This is a genomic window from Paenibacillus thiaminolyticus (assembly GCF_007066085.1).
In the GTDB taxonomy this organism is placed as follows: Bacteria; Bacillota; Bacilli; order Paenibacillales; family Paenibacillaceae; genus Paenibacillus_B; species Paenibacillus_B thiaminolyticus.
In genome coordinates this window covers 4,080,762-4,096,727 of the sequence record NZ_CP041405.1, presented here as the reverse complement: position 1 = coordinate 4,096,727, position 15,966 = coordinate 4,080,762, and the positions used below count along the sequence as shown (strand labels likewise).

The window sequence follows — 15,966 nt, the reverse complement described above, 5'->3', positions numbered from 1 at the left end:
CCCGTCCCTTCGCTAATTCTCTAAAATGATCCTCTGCTGCCGCTATGCGAGTGGCCGCCTGACGTGGTCCCTCCGCCTCCGCCGCTTGAGCCGCTGCTGCTGCTTCGTTCGATTTTCCGTCTTGTGGTATTGGTATGAAGATATCTGTCCTCGTGAGCAACCACGCCCGAAGTGCTCGCATTCTCGTATGTCCGGGAAGTGACCGTTACCCGGCCGCCCGAACGAAGGACCATCAACGTAACGATGCCCCCTCCGAGGACCAGCGCGATGCCCAATTGCACCCACGTATTGAACAAGAGATTGTCCGGGTTCACCCCTGGACGGAATCCCATATATTTATGCGCCAATTGAATATATTTTTGAAAGGCGAGCTTATACTCGCCGTCTGACATATACGAGGATATCTTGCTTCGTATTTTGTCCATTCTGGCATCATCCAGATAGGTCTCCGCTTTATAAAATCCGGCCAAGTACACTTCCCGATGACTCATGTCCACCATCAAAATAGCGGCATTTCCATGCGCCTTATCGTAGCCGGGCCCATAATTATCGTAGAAATCCTGCGTCATTGCCTTCACGTCATAAGCTTCCGGGCCGTTGACCGTAACAATGATAAAGTCCGTTTCCCGCTCGGCACCGTATTGATTCGCCAACGCGTTCAGCTCTTCAACCTCGTGCGAAGTGAGCAGCTCCGCTGTATCGAAAATCAACTGCTTTTCCTTCGTTGCAGCCGCTTCGCCCGCAATGATGTCCATCGGAATAACCACCATCATGAGGAAGAAGAACAGGAAGGCGAGGATCGCTCTCTTCCTTCTCACCACAATCCACCTCCCAAAACCCAGGAGGACACCGCGTGCATGACAAGGAAGGAGGCGGCCGAAATCCCCGCAAACCATGCAGCCACTTTCCCCTTGCTGATCGGAGGCTTGCCGACCACCTTGCCCGTCTGGCCATTCATGGCAAACGTATACTCCTTTTTATTGTAATCATAGTTCACCATCCATACCGGGAGCAGGACATAATCGGCACGCTCCAGTTCGGTATCAATGTTGACATCGGTATAGTTCACGGTCGTATATCCCGACACCGTTGACTTTATATACGAGCGGATATAGTCTTCTACCTTATGTTTCACCCGGGGGTATAGCTGTTCCTCGTTATAGCTGTACTTTTCGGCAATGTAACCGGCCAGATACGGCGTTTTGAAGCGTTCCAGCTTACCATAAGGAAAAGGCTCCAATTTATCCATCAGTTCATCATTCATTTTCTTCGAAGCGTCAATCGGTACCCTTACGTAATCGAGATGGATTTCTCGGTATACGTCATAATAATCTGTTTTGGTATACTCGTAGTCTCCCGATCTGTACGTGCTCACTCTCGTAGCACGGGCGTGCGCTTCGACTTCATTATGCAAATCATAGAGCCAAAACGGCACATACAACCCGGTGATTCCTTTGATTCGATCCGCTGTCATAAACCCGCTTGGCGTCACCAGGCCGCCTCGGCACCATTTGCGGAAAGCCTTCATTGCTTGTTCCTTACTGATGGAAAAAGGAATAATCTTCGCCGGGGCCAGTTCCCCGGTCAGCCGATCGCCGAGCACGACGGCCGATCCGCAGAAATTGCAGTTCGTTGCGCTCGTCTCCGCCTCAGTGATAATGACAGCTCCGCAACTATTGCAATGATATTCTCTGGTCTCATCTTCTTCCGAAAACACTTGCTTCATCAAAGGATCGGGAATTCGCTCGATATTGTCTTCCCTTCCGCAGCTGCGGCAGGATAACATTCCTGTATCTGCATTGAACTCCATCCCGCTGCCGCAGTTCGGACATTTATATTCGATAACCGGCATCTGCTCACCCCTATCTACAAAGAAGCCACTATTCCTTCTTGTTCAATTTCTCTTTGAGTGCAGCCAATTCATCTTCCGCATTGGTGGGTGGTTTCGCATTATTGCGCATATCCTCCTCCAATTGCGCAATCAGGTCATCCAGATCGTCTTCCTTCGATCCTGCTCGAAGCTCGGCCAAGGCCATCGCTTCATCGAGGGCGCGATTCGCCTTCACTTCCAGGGCATCGAACGAGGAATTGACATCACCCAAGGAAGAACCGCCGGAATTCATTTTGATAGCCGCCAGCTTCCCTTTCAGCTCCGAATGCCGCGCTTCCAGCCGGCCGATATCCGCTACCAGCTTATCCTGCATTTGCTTCATCTTTGCGGCGTTGGCCGAAGCCAATTCATAAGCCGTTTGCAATTCACTTTGTTTCCCTGCCAGCGCTGCCTTCCTCTCGAGGAACTTGCGCGCTTCCTCTTCCTTGCCGGCTTCCACGGACTTCTCCGCGTAACGCTGCAGCTTGCGGATCTCCGCATTGCATTCATCCAACGCCCTGCGGGCCCTTCCCTCATCGGCCAGCATCGAAGCCGCCTCCGCCTTCACCTTGCCCAGGTCCTGGTGCAAGCTCCGCATATATTGATCAATCGTCTTCTCCGGGTCTTCCGCCCTATCCAACAAAGCATTCACATTGCTTGCCATAATATCCTTGAACCTCGACAAGATTCCCATGCTGCGCTCCCCCTCGAAAAGATTCCATCTTATCTTATAATACAGGAAAATGGGGAACGAGGTTTCATTTGGAGCAAATTGCCGAATGGCGAAATTGGGTATGACACTGTGGTTGTTCGGAATCGGCAAACGTACAAGGGCAGCATTCCTTGAACGCAAAAGAGCCATCAAAGGCATCACAGAGGATGCAATTGACGGTACCTTACAAGCGATTGGCAGGGTATGCAACCCCTTTTCAAAACCATCTAAAGAGTTCAGGAATGATTCCGACGCTTCCAGTCGCGGTGCCGTTCCGAAATAATCGGTTCGACGATGCGATAATTCTCGATAGTATCGTCTACATGATAGATCGTCGGCAAGCCCGCTGCCAATATTTCCGAGAAATCAACAGCCGTATAAATATCGTTATGAATATTAAGCCACGAACATGCCGGTCGGGACCTAAGCTTGAGAGATATCCAGTTCCTGCGGAAACTCGCCTTCGTAATGCCATTTCGCCTTATCGTACACAACCAGTTCTTTTTCCTGGAATTGAAATAAAACGAGAGCTTCCTGCTTGGTAGGATACGGCTCATAAGTCGGATTCATCGTCTTTCCGTCGGAATACAGCCGGCCTTTAATGATATTAAGGATACGGGTCTGCGTTTGTGGAGGAAGGGGCCAGCTACCACGCCAGTTATGAGGATGTCGTATCTTCAACGTTGCAATTTAAGGTATCTACATCTTCTAAATGTATCCCGCTTCATTAATCCACAGATTCATGTGGATTACTTATGAAATAGAAAAGACAAACATGCTTAGCTTCGGTGAACGAGTCACTGGCTGGGCCATAACTAGGAGTCATTTAATTGGCTTTGGCATTGATGAAGCGGATGACTCTCTGCTAATAGCTAACTAGCTTGCAAAGAATTATCAAATCATCATTTAGATTGAATTTCGAATTCGAAATCGTATAATTGTTAAAACAGTTGAATAAGATGATAGGGAGGGAGTTTAATGAATAGGGTGGTTGAAATGGAACGAAAAGTGACGAAATTCGGCAATAGCTTAGGTATCACAATGACAGATGCTTTAAAACAAATTGGGTTGGAGCAAGGCGATACGGTTAGTATTGATGTGAATCAATCCAGTGGAGAGATTACGATCAAAAAAGCCAATAAAGTTACCTTGCCTGAAGGAATAAGCGATGAATTTATGCAATCCCTCGCAGACGTAATCAACGAGTATGATCAGACATTGCGAAATTTAAAAGATAGATGAACCAAGTTAAATATTTATCCGTTAAAGAAGTGATTGCCATCAACGTCGCCATGATACAACGATACAGCCCAAGCGAGCAGATAGGCGTCAAGGATCCCGCTTTACTTGAATTCGCTGTTTTCCGAGCAGAGTCTTCTGCTTTTGGGGCTGACGCGTATCCCTCCATCTTTGAGAAAACCGTCGCTTTATTTCAGTCACTTGGTCAGAACCATCCTTTTCACAATGCGAATAAACGCACGGCTTTCACGGCTCTCGTCATCTTTTTACGCCACAATCATTTGCACTTCAAAATGGATCCCCAACTAGCGGAAAATCTGACAGTAGATATGGTGAACCACAAGTACCCATTTGAAGACTTGGTTGCTATCGTGGAAGAGCACTGTGTTGTCTTGCATAAATAGAAGAAAAGAGACCTCAAATGGTGTCTTTCTTCATGTGCTGTAACAATTATATTCTGTCAAAACCTATTATACCGTGTATTTTCCATCCATAATCCATGCTTCCTATTTCAACTTGATAGTGGTTAACCACAACTTGTCCACTCGTAATCGCGTCAACGTACTTAGTGTACATATATTCTACAACGCCTCCGCTTATCCCTTTCAATCAACGACTTCGTTATTCAAAATACTGAGTTGGTCTACAATTTCAGAATATAGCAAAAACCCGGCCTCACATGGTCGGGTTTGGTGGAAGCCAACTAGGCATGAAACATTCCTGCCACCGATTCAAGGTCGTCTTCGAGAAGTACTCGCAAGATATAGGGAGCATGTTTATGACGGTTAGACGTATTGTAATAGCGGAAATAGTTATTCTCGTAATCAATCGCGTATTCGATTAATTGACGAGCTAACTCCAGCTTGAGCTCATCGATGGTTTCGCCGTCTGCAACAATATCCCTAATTTGCTCAATAGACCCCGCATATCTGCCGTCTTCATCTTGTTCATATTCGAATGTCAGTTCATACACCGACAACAGTTCCTTCATTTGCTGTTTGGAGAATGCCATAATCCGCTGCAAAACATGCTCAAACTAAGCAAAAAGACACCTGCTCGGCGTCTTTTCAAAACAACAAATCATATTCCGATTTCCCTCATTTTCACCGTTACTTTCTCGATCCGGCCATCCATATTCGTTCCGTCAAACTTCGGAAGCTGCAGATCGCTCACGATTGTCCCGTCGCGCATAAACATAATACGCTCCGTCCGCGCCGCAACCTTCACGTCGTGAGTGACAAGCATAACCGCGGTACCCTCCGCGTTGATTTCGGAAAAGAGGTCCATAATCTCCTGCGCGGATTGGGAGTTGAGCGCACCCGTAGGCTCGTCGCCGAAGATAATTCTCGGGCTGTTCATAAGTGCGCGGCATATTCCCGCACGTTGAAGCTGACCTCCCGACACCTGTGTAATGTCACGCTTTTCAAGCTCCGCAATGCCTACCCTTTTCATAAGCGCTCTTGCTTTTTCCGTAATTTTTGCGGCGTGTTTTCTGTTGCCCCGCATGGACGGAAGAATGATGTTATCGAGGATATTCAAATTTTTCAGCATCGTCGGCTGTTGGAACACAAATCCCATTTTTGTTCTCCGTATATCGGAAAGCTCATTCTCCCCGATCTCCGATATATCCCTGCCGTCAACAACGACTTTTCCGCCATTAACGCTATCCGTCCCGCTCAGTGCAAACATCAGCGTTGATTTTCCCGAGCCCGAAGGCCCCATCACCGCCACGAACTCGCCCTCGTTTATTTCAACGGATACTCCGTCGAGAACATTGCGCTTTTCATCGCCCTCGCCAAAAGATTTTACGATACGATCACCGATAATCATCCTCTTCATTGTCTACTCCTTTATATTTTCGGAAATTTTGATTTTTCCCGCGCCCGATGTCCCAATGATGGTTGCGATAAGTACCGAGCCTATCATCAGCAGCGGACTGAACAGATACGCAGCAAGCGGATTGACCGTAAAATGAAACGCCGACGCTCCAAAGGAGGAGATCACCGCACCCGTAAGCTTCTCTCCGAGCGTGTTAGCCAGGATCGTGCCGAGAACAATTCCGACAATCAGAACGAATACCGAACGCGAAACATACTGCACCTGAATATCCGAGTTTGTAAAACCGAACGCTTTCATGACGGCAATAGAATATCTGTCTTTTGCGACAAGCATTTTCATAAACAACAAAGTAACCAATACCGTTATAACCAGCGCGACGGCAATGGCAGCATTGGAGGCCTGTCCGACGGAGCTTATTGTCGAGCCGTATGTCTGTACCATATATTCATCAATATCCGATACCTTTGCATAATCAAACCTGTCCGCATATTCCGAAACCTTGCTGTCGATAAGAGATCGATCGGAAAGTTGCGCACAGATCACGTACCACATAATGTTCGCCGAATTGTCGGTGAAGACGGCCTTTGCGGTCTTGCCTCCGTTGGTAATGTCGGAATAAATCCCGCTTACCGTGAGATTTTTTTCCTTCCCCTCAATCACCAGTGTAATGATTTCGCCGACCTTTGTGCCCAGCTCACTGGCGTTCATGGCCGACAGCGCAATTTCGTCTTCTGCGGCGGGTGCTCTGCCCTCGGCATATTCTACAGGGAAGATGGAATGATCGCCGAGCTCGATTTTTAACCTTTCCTCCGAGCCGCCCTCCGTCTTTACTTTGAATGTTTTGGTCGCGAGCACGGCATACTTTGAAATGGCACGGTCGCTGCTCATCGTTTTTATAATTTCAGCGGCTTTTTCAGAAATATTGTCGGTCTGCTGAATATCTATCCGTATATCGCTGTTACCTATCCCCATATATTTGATGAAGCCTTCCGAGGATATCGTGTTGTACAGGTTTTGCGGAACAATAATGATAAATGCCGAGATTACAAGCACGGCAAGCATTGTGGCGTAAAGTCTTTTCCTTGCGAGAACATCTTTGATACCGAGAAAAATATTCGTGTTAAACAGCCTGTTTCCGCTTAGGAGAAAACGTTTTGCGCCCGCGGTTCTTTCTTGTAAAGTACCAAAGCGTATTGCCTCCGCGGCGGATATTTTCCGAAAGCGTCTCAGCACTCCGTTTACATAGGCTGTAATTGCAAGGAACACGAACAATATGCCAATGATTCCGAACAACAAGGCAAAAGAAGCATTTTCGCTTTCCCCCATATAAAGCTGGATATTTTCAAGAAGCATGCCTTTGAACACCAACGAAAGTGCAAAACCGAGAATACAGCCTGCTGCGGCAATCGCCGCGTACTTCGCAAGATAAATCTTCTTTATATCGGAGATCCACAGCCCGATTGCCTTCATAACGCCAATTTCGCGGTAATCGTCCTCGATTTTCGCGAGGAGCGTAAAGCGTATGCACATAAATGCGATGGCAACGACAAGCACGCTTACGAGAAGGATAACCCCTATCATCATCCCGTCGGAAAGTGCGTTAATCGTTTTGAAAAGCGGATATGTAATCGTTGGTCCGTTCGCTTCAAGTCCCGCGGAAGCATAAGCCGTTTCGAGTTCGCTGAGCTTGGACAAATCCTTTAATCTAAACTCAATCAGATACTCGATACTTCCAAGATTCCTTAGATCCTCAAAATCATTTTTACTGATCAAAATTCTTTTGGAAGAGGCTAACGTAGAATTCATCTGTGAATCTCGAAGCAAACCCGCAACCGTAAATTCCTTCCCGCCTATGATAGCCTTGTCGCCAACCTTTGCGATGTCGTCCTTTATGTAGCTGATTGGAACATAAACCTCCCCGTCAGATACGTTTATAACGTTTCCGTCAAGATCAAGGAGATAATCGAACTTCTCGCTCTGGATGCTAAGCCCATTGTCCTGAACACTATTCGCAAGCGAACGGTTTTCAAATATTATCCGGGAGCCGTCCATGTTGAGAAATTCAAGCGTCTGAAATTCCTCGACATTGTGATTTTGCTCCGCAAAAGCCTTAAGCCGTACAGTATCAAGTTCACCCGAATGCATCTGCATAAAATGCGGAGTTTTCGCTTGTGTCATAAGCGTATCCAGTGCACCCGAAAGATTGACGACGAGTATCGCCGCTAGCGAAACAAGCATAGCCGAAGCAGCGACAAATAACATGGTTGTCAGCGTAATTGCTTTGCTCTTTAAAATGTCATTGCGGATTATCCTGGAATACATAAGCCACCTCTGTTTTCAAGCTTTTTAACCGGTTTCAGTTACGAGTGCCATGGCCGATGCCTTTCCCGTGCATCACGTTCATAAGACTTCCGCTTTGGGCACCGAGCAGCCTTTCTGCGTTGAACACAAACGCCTGCATGCGTGAAGCGCGCTCTTCGTTCGTCATTTGAACCATATCATCATCAAAAACGGTATTCGCATAGGTCACAACCATTTCCATGCATTCATACGGGAACGGCGTGCTGAAGAGCCCCTGCTCAATGCCCTCGCGGATGATTCCCGTCAGTATCGGTGTAACGCCGTTGATGATGACCCTTTGAATTTTCTGATGCATAAGCGCGTTCTGCGGCTTATGAATGTGCTCCATAATTTCCTTGCTGCTGCTTCCGCTGCTTATGTTCAGTGCCATAACAACGCGGATAATGCGCTCGACAACGGGTATGCTCTTGTCTGCGGCACTTTCCTGCGCCGCACCTAAAAGACGGACACTATACCGCTCAATCAGCGCATCCATAATATCCTCCTTCGACTTGAAGTGATGATACAAGGTTCCCCGCGCAATTCCGACCCTTTCGAGAATATCGTTAGTACTTGTGCCGTCAAAGCCCTTCTGGCCGAAAAGCTCATCCGCCGCGTCAAGTATTTCGTTCCTGCGTTCATCCGCTTTTTTTACAACTCTCATTTTTGTACCTCCTAATTACAAACGACCGACTGCCTGTCGATTAATAGTACCATGCTATGTTGTGATGTCAAGAGAGTTCTGCCTCTCGTCAAAGAAAAGTCATATAAAACATGCCAATTTCATGGTGGATGCGAGGGGGAGTCGCCCTCAGATGTAGTCACGGTTTTGATGTGTCACCCTAGAGACTCCCCGTTAGCGGATTCCCTTCGGGTTAGCCTTATTAGTTGTCTTTAGCCATTACAGATAATGTCTGCAAGTTCATTGGGAGTCTGCTCACATCCGGAAGAAATCCAATAAGTTAGCATGCTCCATAAGCCTCCGGACGTATATGCTAGTCCAAAGGCAAAGTTACTTTCATCAAGATGAACACGATCGTTTTGCCAAAAGATATTCGGAAACTGATGTAGACATTGAATATACTGAGTGAAAACAATATGTATTAGATTATTTTTACTCAATAATAGCAAGAACCAAGTATGTTTTTCCCAGAAGTTAAAATATGCAACGACAACAGCTTTGAAATCATGACAGGCGTGATCTTGTAGTGATTTCCCAAACTGATCCATAATACCGCTAATATAATAGGCTAGAACATCCTCAATTGTTTCAAAGTTGCGATAAAACGTCCTTCTTGCAATTTGTGCGCGGTCACATAACTTTGTAATCGTAATATCTGTATAATCTTTTTCTCGCAAAAGTTCAACCAGCCCTTGTGCAAGCATATTTTTTGAAAGAATTGATGAAGGATGCGTTTGACCTTTTCTCATATTTGTCCTCCTATCACAAATTTGCCTGTAGATTCTGTCACAAATTAGAAGTGAATGTAGCACTTATCTGGAAAGTATTGTATTAAAGTATTCGCAGCTCTATACTATACTTGATTAATCAATTGTGAACATTCACAATGGCTGCAGCCTGAAAAAAGGAGGCACCTATGGAAATGAGAAATGCAAAAATTGAGACTTCTGTACAACGGATTAGGACACCGTGGCATCTTTGGTTCATTGGATTATTCTTTATTTTCCTTTATACAAACGGGATTTACGATTACTTTATGATGCGGGGACATAATGAAGCCTATTACAGTGCTAAAAATTACGGAGAGGCTGTATTCGTATATTTCACGAATTATCCTATGTTACCTTTAATATTCTGGACAATCAATGTTTTTTCCGGATTGATTGCACCAATTTTGCTTTTAATCCGCTCCCGCTTGGCCGTGCAGGTATCGCTCATATCTTCCGTTTCTATCTTGTGCCAAGAGTTTATTACATTTGCATTTATGGATCGTTGGAATACACTTGGCCCTTGGATATCCCTCTTTGATATAGGAATACTAATTACGACATTTGGACTTTTCATCTATTGCAGATCAATGAACAAGCGTGGTGTGTTAAGATAGAAAATTTCAGACATAACAAAAGCCCGAACCGTATGAGGTCGGGCTTTTCATGGTGGAGGCGAGGGGATTCGAACCCCTGTCCGAAGTTACTGTTGAAGGAGACGTCTACCTATTACCGGGTGGCTACCCCACCGTTATTTTCATAGCTTTGGTATCTATCTTAGCCCCTACTTCCTTTAAGAGGTCAGAACCTATTATACCGTGTATTTCCATCCCATAATCCATGCTTTCTATTTCAATTTTATAATTGTTAACAACAACTTGTCCAATCTTAATCGCGTCAACGTATTTTGTGTAAACATATTCTACACCACCTACGCCTCCCATTATATCCACGATATCCTGTTTTTCAGGAACCATGCCTATTTCCCTTACGACGTCAGCATTAAATGGTGCGCTACTCACTGTACCTCTTTAATGCTTCGACAGAATCGGCAAAGGAATCAATTACAGCCATAATCAATCTGATTAACGGATAAATATATACGTTAACTGGAAATATCCGCTATCTATTGATTCTGTTCAAATAAACTTCGATCGAAGTGCATTCAAATGAAAATAGTCCATCTGGCATCGGAGATGTTGCTGTTCCCCCGCAATCAGTGGTTCCAGAGGATTAAATATACAAACAAAAAAGGGGGATCCCCCCTTTTATTATCATTATTTTTCTTTCAAGAATTGCTCTATACGATCTTGTATTTCATCACGAACGGATCGGAATTGCTTCATAATCTCATCTTCTGTGCCTGTAGCCTGGGCTGGATCATCAAATCCCCAATGCCATTTAATCACATTCGGATTTGAGATCATGGGGCAATGTTCATCCGCATGTCCGCATAACGTGATCACATACGTAGCGCGATTCAATATCTCCGGATCAATAACATCGGAAGTATGCCCCGTGATATCAATCCCTGATTCCTGCATGACTTGAACGGCTCTTGGATTTAATCCATGAGCTTCAAGTCCTGCACTCAATACTTCATAACGTTCTCCGCCAAGGTGTTTCAACCATGCATCAGCCATCTGGCTTCGGCAAGAGTTACCTGTACATAGGAAATAAACAAGTGGTTTCGTCATTTTTTCACGACTCCTGTTTCAGAAAATATTTTCTCTCTATCCATCGTGCGACGGATACTAACCCAATTAATACTGGCACCTCAACGAGAGGGCCAATCACAGCAGCAAACGCTGCCCCTGAGTGAATTCCGAACACACCGATGGCTACTGCGATCGCAAGCTCAAAATTATTACTCGCTGCCGTAAATGAAAGTGAGGTGCATACTTGGTAACTAGCCCCTGTTTTCTTCGATAAAAAGAAAGAAACAATGAACATAAGGACAAAATAAATAATCAGCGGGATTGCAATACGAACAACATCCCAAGGAAGACTTACAATCATATCGGCCTTCAACGAAAACATCAGAATAATCGTGAAGAGCAATGCCACTAAGGTTAACGGGCTAATCTTCGGGATAAACTTCTGAACATACCACGGTTCCCCTTTGGCCCGAATAAGAATAAATCGCGTCAGGAAGCCTGCAACAAAAGGAATCCCTAAGTAAATGAGCACACTCTCTGCAATCTGTCCCATTGTAATGTTTACTTCCACACCCTGAATGCCGAACCATTCAGGCAAAACCGTAATGAAGATGTAAGCAAACACAGAATAAAACAGGATCTGGAAGATCGAGTTGAATGCCACAAGACCTGCCGTATAATCTGGATCACCCTTCGCAAGATCGCTCCATACAAGCACCATCGCGATACAACGAGCCAGACCAATCATAATAAGACCTATCATGTATTCCGGAAGATCGCTTAGGAACAGGATGGCAAGGACAAACATGAGAATCGGGCCAATCACCCAGTTCTGAAATAAAGATACGAGCAGTACTTTCCAATCCTTAAATACACGGCCAAGCTTCTCATAACGAACTTTCGCAAGTGGCGGATACATCATGATGATCAACCCGATCGCAATCGGAATTGAAGTCGTACCGACCTGCATCTCGGTCAATGTTTTGGATATGATTGGAGATAAGCTCCCCAACAGGATACCAATGACCATTGCAGCAAAGATCCATAATGTTAAGTATCGATCCAGAAAAGATAATCGGTTATTTGTCTGACTCACGTCCAATCTCCTCTCCTTATCAATCTTTACACGGCAAGCCACCAAGAATAGCTACTGCCTCTTCTCCTAACGCTGGCAAATGAGCTAGGGCTTCTTGAATATAAGGCTTATCCTCGATAGCAAGTGAGTAGTAGATCCATTGCCCTCTGCGCTCCTCTCTCACGATCCCCCCATCTTTTAGCTTCCTCAAGTGCTGGCTAATATTCGGCTGCGTCGTCTTTAAGATCTCGACCAGATGACATACACAGGCCTCTTGGCGCAATAAAATAGAAATAATATTTAAACGTGTCTTATCGCCCAATAATTTAAATTGATCTGCCATCATGTCGATTGTCACCATAATCATCATTCCCCCTTTGGTTCGTCATCATTATATAAGCAAACAATAATATAATCAAGTGATTATGTAGTTATTGACTTTATAATTAAATGCTTATATGGTTAATTTATAGTTCACTTTATTATATAAACTGGAGGTAACCATTATGAGCGTCAAAATTGAAATCTTTGACCCTGCCTTATGCTGTTCAACGGGAGTCTGTGGACCGAGTGTTGACCCTGCACTTATTCAGGTCGCTAATGCGATTGAACAATTGAAAAAACAAAATATTGATATCCATCGTTATAACCTGTCTCAAGATGTAGACCATTTCGTTTCCAATACAACGATTTCCTCACTCCTGCAGCAGCATGGTCCGGAAATTCTTCCCGTTACTCTCGTTAATGGAGAAATACGAAAGAAGCAGTGTTATCCTACCAATCAAGAGCTTGAAGAGTGGGGCTCTTCCAAAATCCATTCAATCGGAAAGAAGCCATTAAACTTTACAATCAAAACTGGATCTAAGGATTGCTGCGAACCCGGTAGCGGCTGTTGTTGATTCACATCAAAAGGAGGACAAATCTAATGAAATACGCTCCGCTTTCCATACAACAACGATTTCTATTCTTTACAGGGAAAGGTGGCGTCGGCAAAACGTCGGTTGCGGCTGCTACCGCAATTACACTTGCAAGTGGAGGTCGTAACGTTCTCCTAGTCAGCACGGACCCTGCATCCAACTTGGATGATGTTCTGGAAACGACACTTGGTCAACAACCCACATCCATTCCGGCAGTTCCTCATTTGTTTGGAATCAATATTGACCCGGAACTAGCAGCTAAGGCTTATCGTGAGCAAGTCGTTGCCCCTTACCGTGGTATATTGCCTGACTCTGCAGTTGCACAGATCGAGGAGCAGTTATCTGGGGCCTGTACGGTTGAGATTGCAGCCTTCGATGAGTTTACGAGATTGCTTGCCGACACGGATGAGAATCGGAAGTTTGACCATATTATTTTTGACACCGCTCCAACAGGACATACGCTTCGTCTCCTTCAACTACCGAAGGCCTGGGATCATCATATAGACACAAGCCGTCACGGAGCTTCCTGCCTTGGCCCACTTTCTGGTCTCCAAGCTAAGAAGGAGCTATACTCCCACGCGGTCTTAGAACTGTCAAGCGCAGAGCGAACCGCCCTGTATCTAGTTGCTCGTCCGGATCAAGCTTCATTGGATGAAGCTGATCGTGCTTCAGGAGAGTTAAAGGAACTGGGGCTCTTGAATCAGCATCTTATTATTAATGGAGTATTGAAGACAGATGGAGAAGATCCTTATGCTGCCCGTTATGCATCTCTACAACACGAAGCCCTGGAAGGGATGTCACACGCGCTTCGATCCTTGCCTCATTATGAGGTTTACTTGAAACCAATGACCATGACAGGAATTGATCATCTTCGTCATCTACTCATGGACACTGAAACGGCTGAGCTATCAGTTCCAGTTAATAACCCTTTTCCTATAGAGGCGGTAGGGCTGTCACCTCTGTTAAAGCAATGGGAAAATAAGAAATCGGGTGTCATACTGACTATGGGGAAAGGCGGCGTGGGCAAAACAACGGTTGCCGCAGCTCTCGCTGTTGGATTAGCCCGTATGGGACACCAAGTTCATTTGTCGACTACAGACCCAGCAGCGCATCTGACATTTACCCTTGGTGATGATTTTACAATCGATCGCGTAACAGTTAGCCGCATTGATCCCAAGGCTGAAACCCAAGCTTATGTGGATGGAATCATGGCTGAAAATCAGCATCTGTCTCCTGATGAGCTTGAGCTGCTGCAGGAAGACTTGAATTCCCCATGCACAGAGGAAATCGCCGTATTCCGTGCTTTTGCCCGTACCATAGATCAGATAAACGATGGATTCGTCGTTCTGGATACAGCCCCTACAGGTCATACATTGATGCTTCTGGATGCTGCTGAAGCCTACCATCGAGAGGCCAATCGCTCAAGCGGCGATATTCCGGAGGAGGTACGTCTGTTGCTTCCCCGTTTACGGAATGGAGAGGAGACCTCCGTTGTTATCGTGACACTTCCAGATGCAACTCCCGTGCTGGAGGCAGAACGTCTGCAGCAAGATTTGTTAAGAGCGTCGATTACTCCTTCCTGGTGGGTGGTGAATCAGAGCTGGCAGGGCATTCCTACACACGATCCCATCCTTCGTCAACGGGAAAGAAATGAAACGGAATGGATCCAAAGAGTAAAATTAGTTTCTAAGGAAATGACCCTTGTGTCTTGGCAAGAGGAAGCGCCTAGAGGAGAAGCTCTCCTTCGGCTTGTATAAAATTCACGTGAAGATGGATAAGGAGAGTTGCCATCAAGCCTGAGCAAATGACAGCTCTGCAACGAAACTATTCATAGACCAAATGAAAAGATGCTCCTTCATGATAAGGCGCATCTTTTTTTGTAGTGATACTTCGGAAGTCTACCGTTATTTAGTTACAAGTTTGAGGTTTGTCAGCTTGTATGGTCGCAGACACAATATAATCCTCTACACTGGATCCTGGTACCCAGTCTTTGATAAAAGTTCGGGATTCATCCTTTGGCTCAATGCGAATATCCGTAAAGCCGCTAGCAATAAGCATCTTCTGAATCTCTTCAGCCGAAGATGCACCTGATATACAGCAGGAGTATGCATCCATATTTTGAAGGATCTCTTCTGGCAGTGTGGCCGTCGTCACAATGTCGGATATGGCCAATCGACCGCCGTCTTTCAACACCCGATACGATTCATGGAATACTTGCTGTTTATCTGGGGATAGATTGATGACACAGTTTGAAATGATTACATCCACACTTTGATCAGCAATCGGCAAATGCTCAATTTCTCCTAATCTAAATTCCGTATTATTTATGTTTCCTTGCGATGCCAGTTTCCGTGCCTTGCTCACCATCTCTGGAGTCATGTCTACGCCTATAACTTGCCCCTCATCCCCTACCTGCTTCGATGCCAGGAAGCAGTCGAATCCAGCGCCGCTACCAAGATCCAATACAACTTCACCTGATTTCAGTGAGGCGATACCTTGAGGATTGCCACAGCCCAGCCCTAAGTTTGCTCCTGCAGGAACAGACGATAATTCATCACTGGAATAACCCATCTGAGCTGACGCTTGGTCATGTACTTCATTTCCACCGCAACAGGAGCTGCTTGTTTTAGGAGCGCAGCAACTTGTTTGTTCTTGCTCCTGAACTACAACTTTTTTATAGTGGCTGCGTACCGCCTGGCGAACTTGATCCTTTTGTTGTGATTCCATTATGTCCCCTCCACAATAGAGTTTTAGCTTAGGATTTTCTCCATTATCATGACATCCTTATAATCTCCACCCATGATTCCTTGCTTTTCCATGACGCCGACAGTTCGATAACCAGACTTCTGATACAACTTTTGCCCCTG

At 45.5% G+C, this 15,966-nt stretch carries 19 protein-coding genes; 6 read left to right on the top strand and 13 right to left on the bottom strand.

The features are described 5' to 3' along the window. Nucleotides 1–20 precede the first annotated feature (20 nt). The 3 genes from FLT43_RS18305 to FLT43_RS18295 are packed head-to-tail and all read right to left on the bottom strand — an operon-like array spanning nucleotide 21 to nucleotide 2,564. Nucleotides 21–818 (bottom strand): TPM domain-containing protein, encoded by a 798-nt coding sequence (locus tag FLT43_RS18305; RefSeq protein ID WP_087441498.1) that lies wholly within the window; start codon nucleotides 816–818, stop codon nucleotides 21–23. Next, the gene (locus FLT43_RS18300) at nucleotides 815–1,852 is read right to left on the bottom strand and encodes a TFIIB-type zinc ribbon-containing protein (RefSeq protein WP_087441497.1); all 1,038 of its coding nucleotides are present in this window, start codon (nucleotides 1,850–1,852) and stop codon (nucleotides 815–817) included. Before FLT43_RS18300 ends, FLT43_RS18305 begins: the two co-directional genes overlap by 4 nt. Nucleotides 1,853–1,880: 28 nt before the next feature. Then, nucleotides 1,881–2,564: a PspA/IM30 family protein gene (locus tag FLT43_RS18295; RefSeq protein ID WP_087441496.1), complete on the bottom strand. Its 684-nt coding sequence runs from the start codon at nucleotides 2,562–2,564 to the stop codon at nucleotides 1,881–1,883. A gap of 85 nt (nucleotides 2,565–2,649) precedes the next feature. On the opposite strand from FLT43_RS18295, the gene FLT43_RS29405 reads away from it, so the two are divergent. From FLT43_RS29405 to FLT43_RS18280, 3 genes are all read left to right on the top strand, one after another. Beyond that, complete coding sequence (locus tag FLT43_RS29405; protein WP_164776451.1) at nucleotides 2,650–2,865, top strand: hypothetical protein; 216 nt, start codon at nucleotides 2,650–2,652, stop codon at nucleotides 2,863–2,865. A 695-nt stretch (nucleotides 2,866–3,560) separates the two neighbouring features. Next, complete coding sequence (locus FLT43_RS18285) at nucleotides 3,561–3,824, top strand: AbrB/MazE/SpoVT family DNA-binding domain-containing protein (protein WP_087441495.1); 264 nt, start codon at nucleotides 3,561–3,563, stop codon at nucleotides 3,822–3,824. Then, nucleotides 3,821–4,225 (top strand): type II toxin-antitoxin system death-on-curing family toxin, encoded by a 405-nt coding sequence (locus FLT43_RS18280; RefSeq protein ID WP_087441494.1) that lies wholly within the window; start codon nucleotides 3,821–3,823, stop codon nucleotides 4,223–4,225. Before FLT43_RS18285 ends, FLT43_RS18280 begins: the two co-directional genes overlap by 4 nt. A 299-nt stretch (nucleotides 4,226–4,524) precedes the next feature. On the opposite strand, the gene FLT43_RS18275 is transcribed toward FLT43_RS18280, so the two are convergent. The 5 genes from FLT43_RS18275 to FLT43_RS18255 form a co-directional block, all read right to left on the bottom strand. Continuing rightward, on the bottom strand, nucleotides 4,525–4,833 hold the full coding sequence (locus tag FLT43_RS18275) for a hypothetical protein (RefSeq protein ID WP_087441535.1): 309 nt from the start codon (nucleotides 4,831–4,833) through the stop codon (nucleotides 4,525–4,527). A 68-nt stretch (nucleotides 4,834–4,901) separates the two neighbouring features. Then, nucleotides 4,902–5,660 carry an ABC transporter ATP-binding protein gene (locus FLT43_RS18270; RefSeq protein WP_087441493.1) on the bottom strand — a complete coding sequence of 253 codons (759 nt, stop codon included), beginning with the start codon at nucleotides 5,658–5,660 and terminating at the stop codon, nucleotides 4,902–4,904. A gap of 3 nt (nucleotides 5,661–5,663) precedes the next feature. Next, complete coding sequence (locus tag FLT43_RS18265) at nucleotides 5,664–7,982, bottom strand: ABC transporter permease (protein WP_087441492.1); 2,319 nt, start codon at nucleotides 7,980–7,982, stop codon at nucleotides 5,664–5,666. A 34-nt stretch (nucleotides 7,983–8,016) separates the two neighbouring features. Next, nucleotides 8,017–8,664: a TetR/AcrR family transcriptional regulator gene (locus FLT43_RS18260; protein ID WP_087441491.1), complete on the bottom strand. Its 648-nt coding sequence runs from the start codon at nucleotides 8,662–8,664 to the stop codon at nucleotides 8,017–8,019. Nucleotides 8,665–8,894: 230 nt separating this feature from the next. After that, nucleotides 8,895–9,431: a TetR/AcrR family transcriptional regulator gene (locus tag FLT43_RS18255; RefSeq protein ID WP_087441490.1), complete on the bottom strand. Its 537-nt coding sequence runs from the start codon at nucleotides 9,429–9,431 to the stop codon at nucleotides 8,895–8,897. 167 nt (nucleotides 9,432–9,598) lie between these two features. Between FLT43_RS18255 and FLT43_RS18250 the strand changes: the two genes are divergently transcribed. Continuing rightward, nucleotides 9,599–10,066: a hypothetical protein gene (locus tag FLT43_RS18250; RefSeq protein ID WP_087441489.1), complete on the top strand. Its 468-nt coding sequence runs from the start codon at nucleotides 9,599–9,601 to the stop codon at nucleotides 10,064–10,066. A 123-nt stretch (nucleotides 10,067–10,189) separates the two neighbouring features. Here the strand turns inward: FLT43_RS18250 and FLT43_RS18240 are convergent, their stop codons facing one another. The 4 genes from FLT43_RS18240 to FLT43_RS18225 form a co-directional block, all read right to left on the bottom strand. Beyond that, complete coding sequence (locus FLT43_RS18240) at nucleotides 10,190–10,471, bottom strand: pepsin/retropepsin-like aspartic protease family protein (protein ID WP_087441488.1); 282 nt, start codon at nucleotides 10,469–10,471, stop codon at nucleotides 10,190–10,192. A 255-nt stretch (nucleotides 10,472–10,726) separates the two neighbouring features. After that, nucleotides 10,727–11,146, bottom strand: a complete 420-nt coding sequence (arsC, locus tag FLT43_RS18235; RefSeq protein ID WP_087441487.1) for an arsenate reductase (thioredoxin) — start codon at nucleotides 11,144–11,146, stop codon at nucleotides 10,727–10,729. Between the two features lie 4 nt (nucleotides 11,147–11,150). Continuing rightward, the gene (arsB, locus tag FLT43_RS18230) at nucleotides 11,151–12,203 is read right to left on the bottom strand and encodes an ACR3 family arsenite efflux transporter (protein WP_164776453.1); all 1,053 of its coding nucleotides are present in this window, start codon (nucleotides 12,201–12,203) and stop codon (nucleotides 11,151–11,153) included. A gap of 19 nt (nucleotides 12,204–12,222) precedes the next feature. Further along, nucleotides 12,223–12,543 carry an ArsR/SmtB family transcription factor gene (locus FLT43_RS18225; RefSeq protein ID WP_087441534.1) on the bottom strand — a complete coding sequence of 107 codons (321 nt, stop codon included), beginning with the start codon at nucleotides 12,541–12,543 and terminating at the stop codon, nucleotides 12,223–12,225. A 145-nt stretch (nucleotides 12,544–12,688) separates the two neighbouring features. On the opposite strand from FLT43_RS18225, the gene arsD reads away from it, so the two are divergent. Together arsD and arsA are read left to right on the top strand one after the other, a co-directional pair. Beyond that, entirely contained in the window at nucleotides 12,689–13,081 is a 393-nt protein-coding gene (gene arsD / locus FLT43_RS18220; protein WP_087441485.1) for an arsenite efflux transporter metallochaperone ArsD, read from the top strand. Nucleotides 13,082–13,107: 26 nt separating this feature from the next. After that, nucleotides 13,108–14,856 carry an arsenical pump-driving ATPase gene (gene arsA, locus FLT43_RS18215; RefSeq protein ID WP_087441484.1) on the top strand — a complete coding sequence of 583 codons (1,749 nt, stop codon included), beginning with the start codon at nucleotides 13,108–13,110 and terminating at the stop codon, nucleotides 14,854–14,856. Nucleotides 14,857–15,007: 151 nt separating this feature from the next. Here the strand turns inward: arsA and FLT43_RS18210 are convergent, their stop codons facing one another. Beyond that, nucleotides 15,008–15,826 (bottom strand): arsenite methyltransferase, encoded by an 819-nt coding sequence (locus tag FLT43_RS18210; protein ID WP_087441483.1) that lies wholly within the window; start codon nucleotides 15,824–15,826, stop codon nucleotides 15,008–15,010. Nucleotides 15,827–15,966 lie beyond the last annotated feature (140 nt).

What these genes read in the sequence shown, in the direction of transcription:
- FLT43_RS18300 (WP_087441497.1), bottom strand. Translation starts at nt 1,852, where the DNA reads ATGCCGGTTATCGAATATAAATGTCCGAACTGCGGCAGCGGGATGGAG.
- FLT43_RS18295 (WP_087441496.1), bottom strand. Translation starts at nt 2,564, where the DNA reads ATGGGAATCTTGTCGAGGTTCAAGGATATTATGGCAAGCAATGTGAAT.
- FLT43_RS29405 (WP_164776451.1), top strand. Translation starts at nt 2,650, where the DNA reads ATGGCGAAATTGGGTATGACACTGTGGTTGTTCGGAATCGGCAAACGT.
- FLT43_RS18285 (WP_087441495.1), top strand. Translation starts at nt 3,561, where the DNA reads ATGAATAGGGTGGTTGAAATGGAACGAAAAGTGACGAAATTCGGCAAT.
- FLT43_RS18280 (WP_087441494.1), top strand. Translation starts at nt 3,821, where the DNA reads ATGAACCAAGTTAAATATTTATCCGTTAAAGAAGTGATTGCCATCAAC.
- FLT43_RS18275 (WP_087441535.1), bottom strand. Translation starts at nt 4,833, where the DNA reads ATGGCATTCTCCAAACAGCAAATGAAGGAACTGTTGTCGGTGTATGAA.
- FLT43_RS18270 (WP_087441493.1), bottom strand. Translation starts at nt 5,660, where the DNA reads ATGAAGAGGATGATTATCGGTGATCGTATCGTAAAATCTTTTGGCGAG.
- FLT43_RS18265 (WP_087441492.1), bottom strand. Translation starts at nt 7,982, where the DNA reads ATGTATTCCAGGATAATCCGCAATGACATTTTAAAGAGCAAAGCAATT.
- FLT43_RS18260 (WP_087441491.1), bottom strand. Translation starts at nt 8,664, where the DNA reads ATGAGAGTTGTAAAAAAAGCGGATGAACGCAGGAACGAAATACTTGAC.
- FLT43_RS18255 (WP_087441490.1), bottom strand. Translation starts at nt 9,431, where the DNA reads ATGAGAAAAGGTCAAACGCATCCTTCATCAATTCTTTCAAAAAATATG.
- FLT43_RS18250 (WP_087441489.1), top strand. Translation starts at nt 9,599, where the DNA reads ATGGAAATGAGAAATGCAAAAATTGAGACTTCTGTACAACGGATTAGG.
- arsC (WP_087441487.1), bottom strand. Translation starts at nt 11,146, where the DNA reads ATGACGAAACCACTTGTTTATTTCCTATGTACAGGTAACTCTTGCCGA.
- FLT43_RS18225 (WP_087441534.1), bottom strand. Translation starts at nt 12,543, where the DNA reads ATGGTGACAATCGACATGATGGCAGATCAATTTAAATTATTGGGCGAT.
- arsD (WP_087441485.1), top strand. Translation starts at nt 12,689, where the DNA reads ATGAGCGTCAAAATTGAAATCTTTGACCCTGCCTTATGCTGTTCAACG.
- arsA (WP_087441484.1), top strand. Translation starts at nt 13,108, where the DNA reads ATGAAATACGCTCCGCTTTCCATACAACAACGATTTCTATTCTTTACA.
- FLT43_RS18210 (WP_087441483.1), bottom strand. Translation starts at nt 15,826, where the DNA reads ATGGAATCACAACAAAAGGATCAAGTTCGCCAGGCGGTACGCAGCCAC.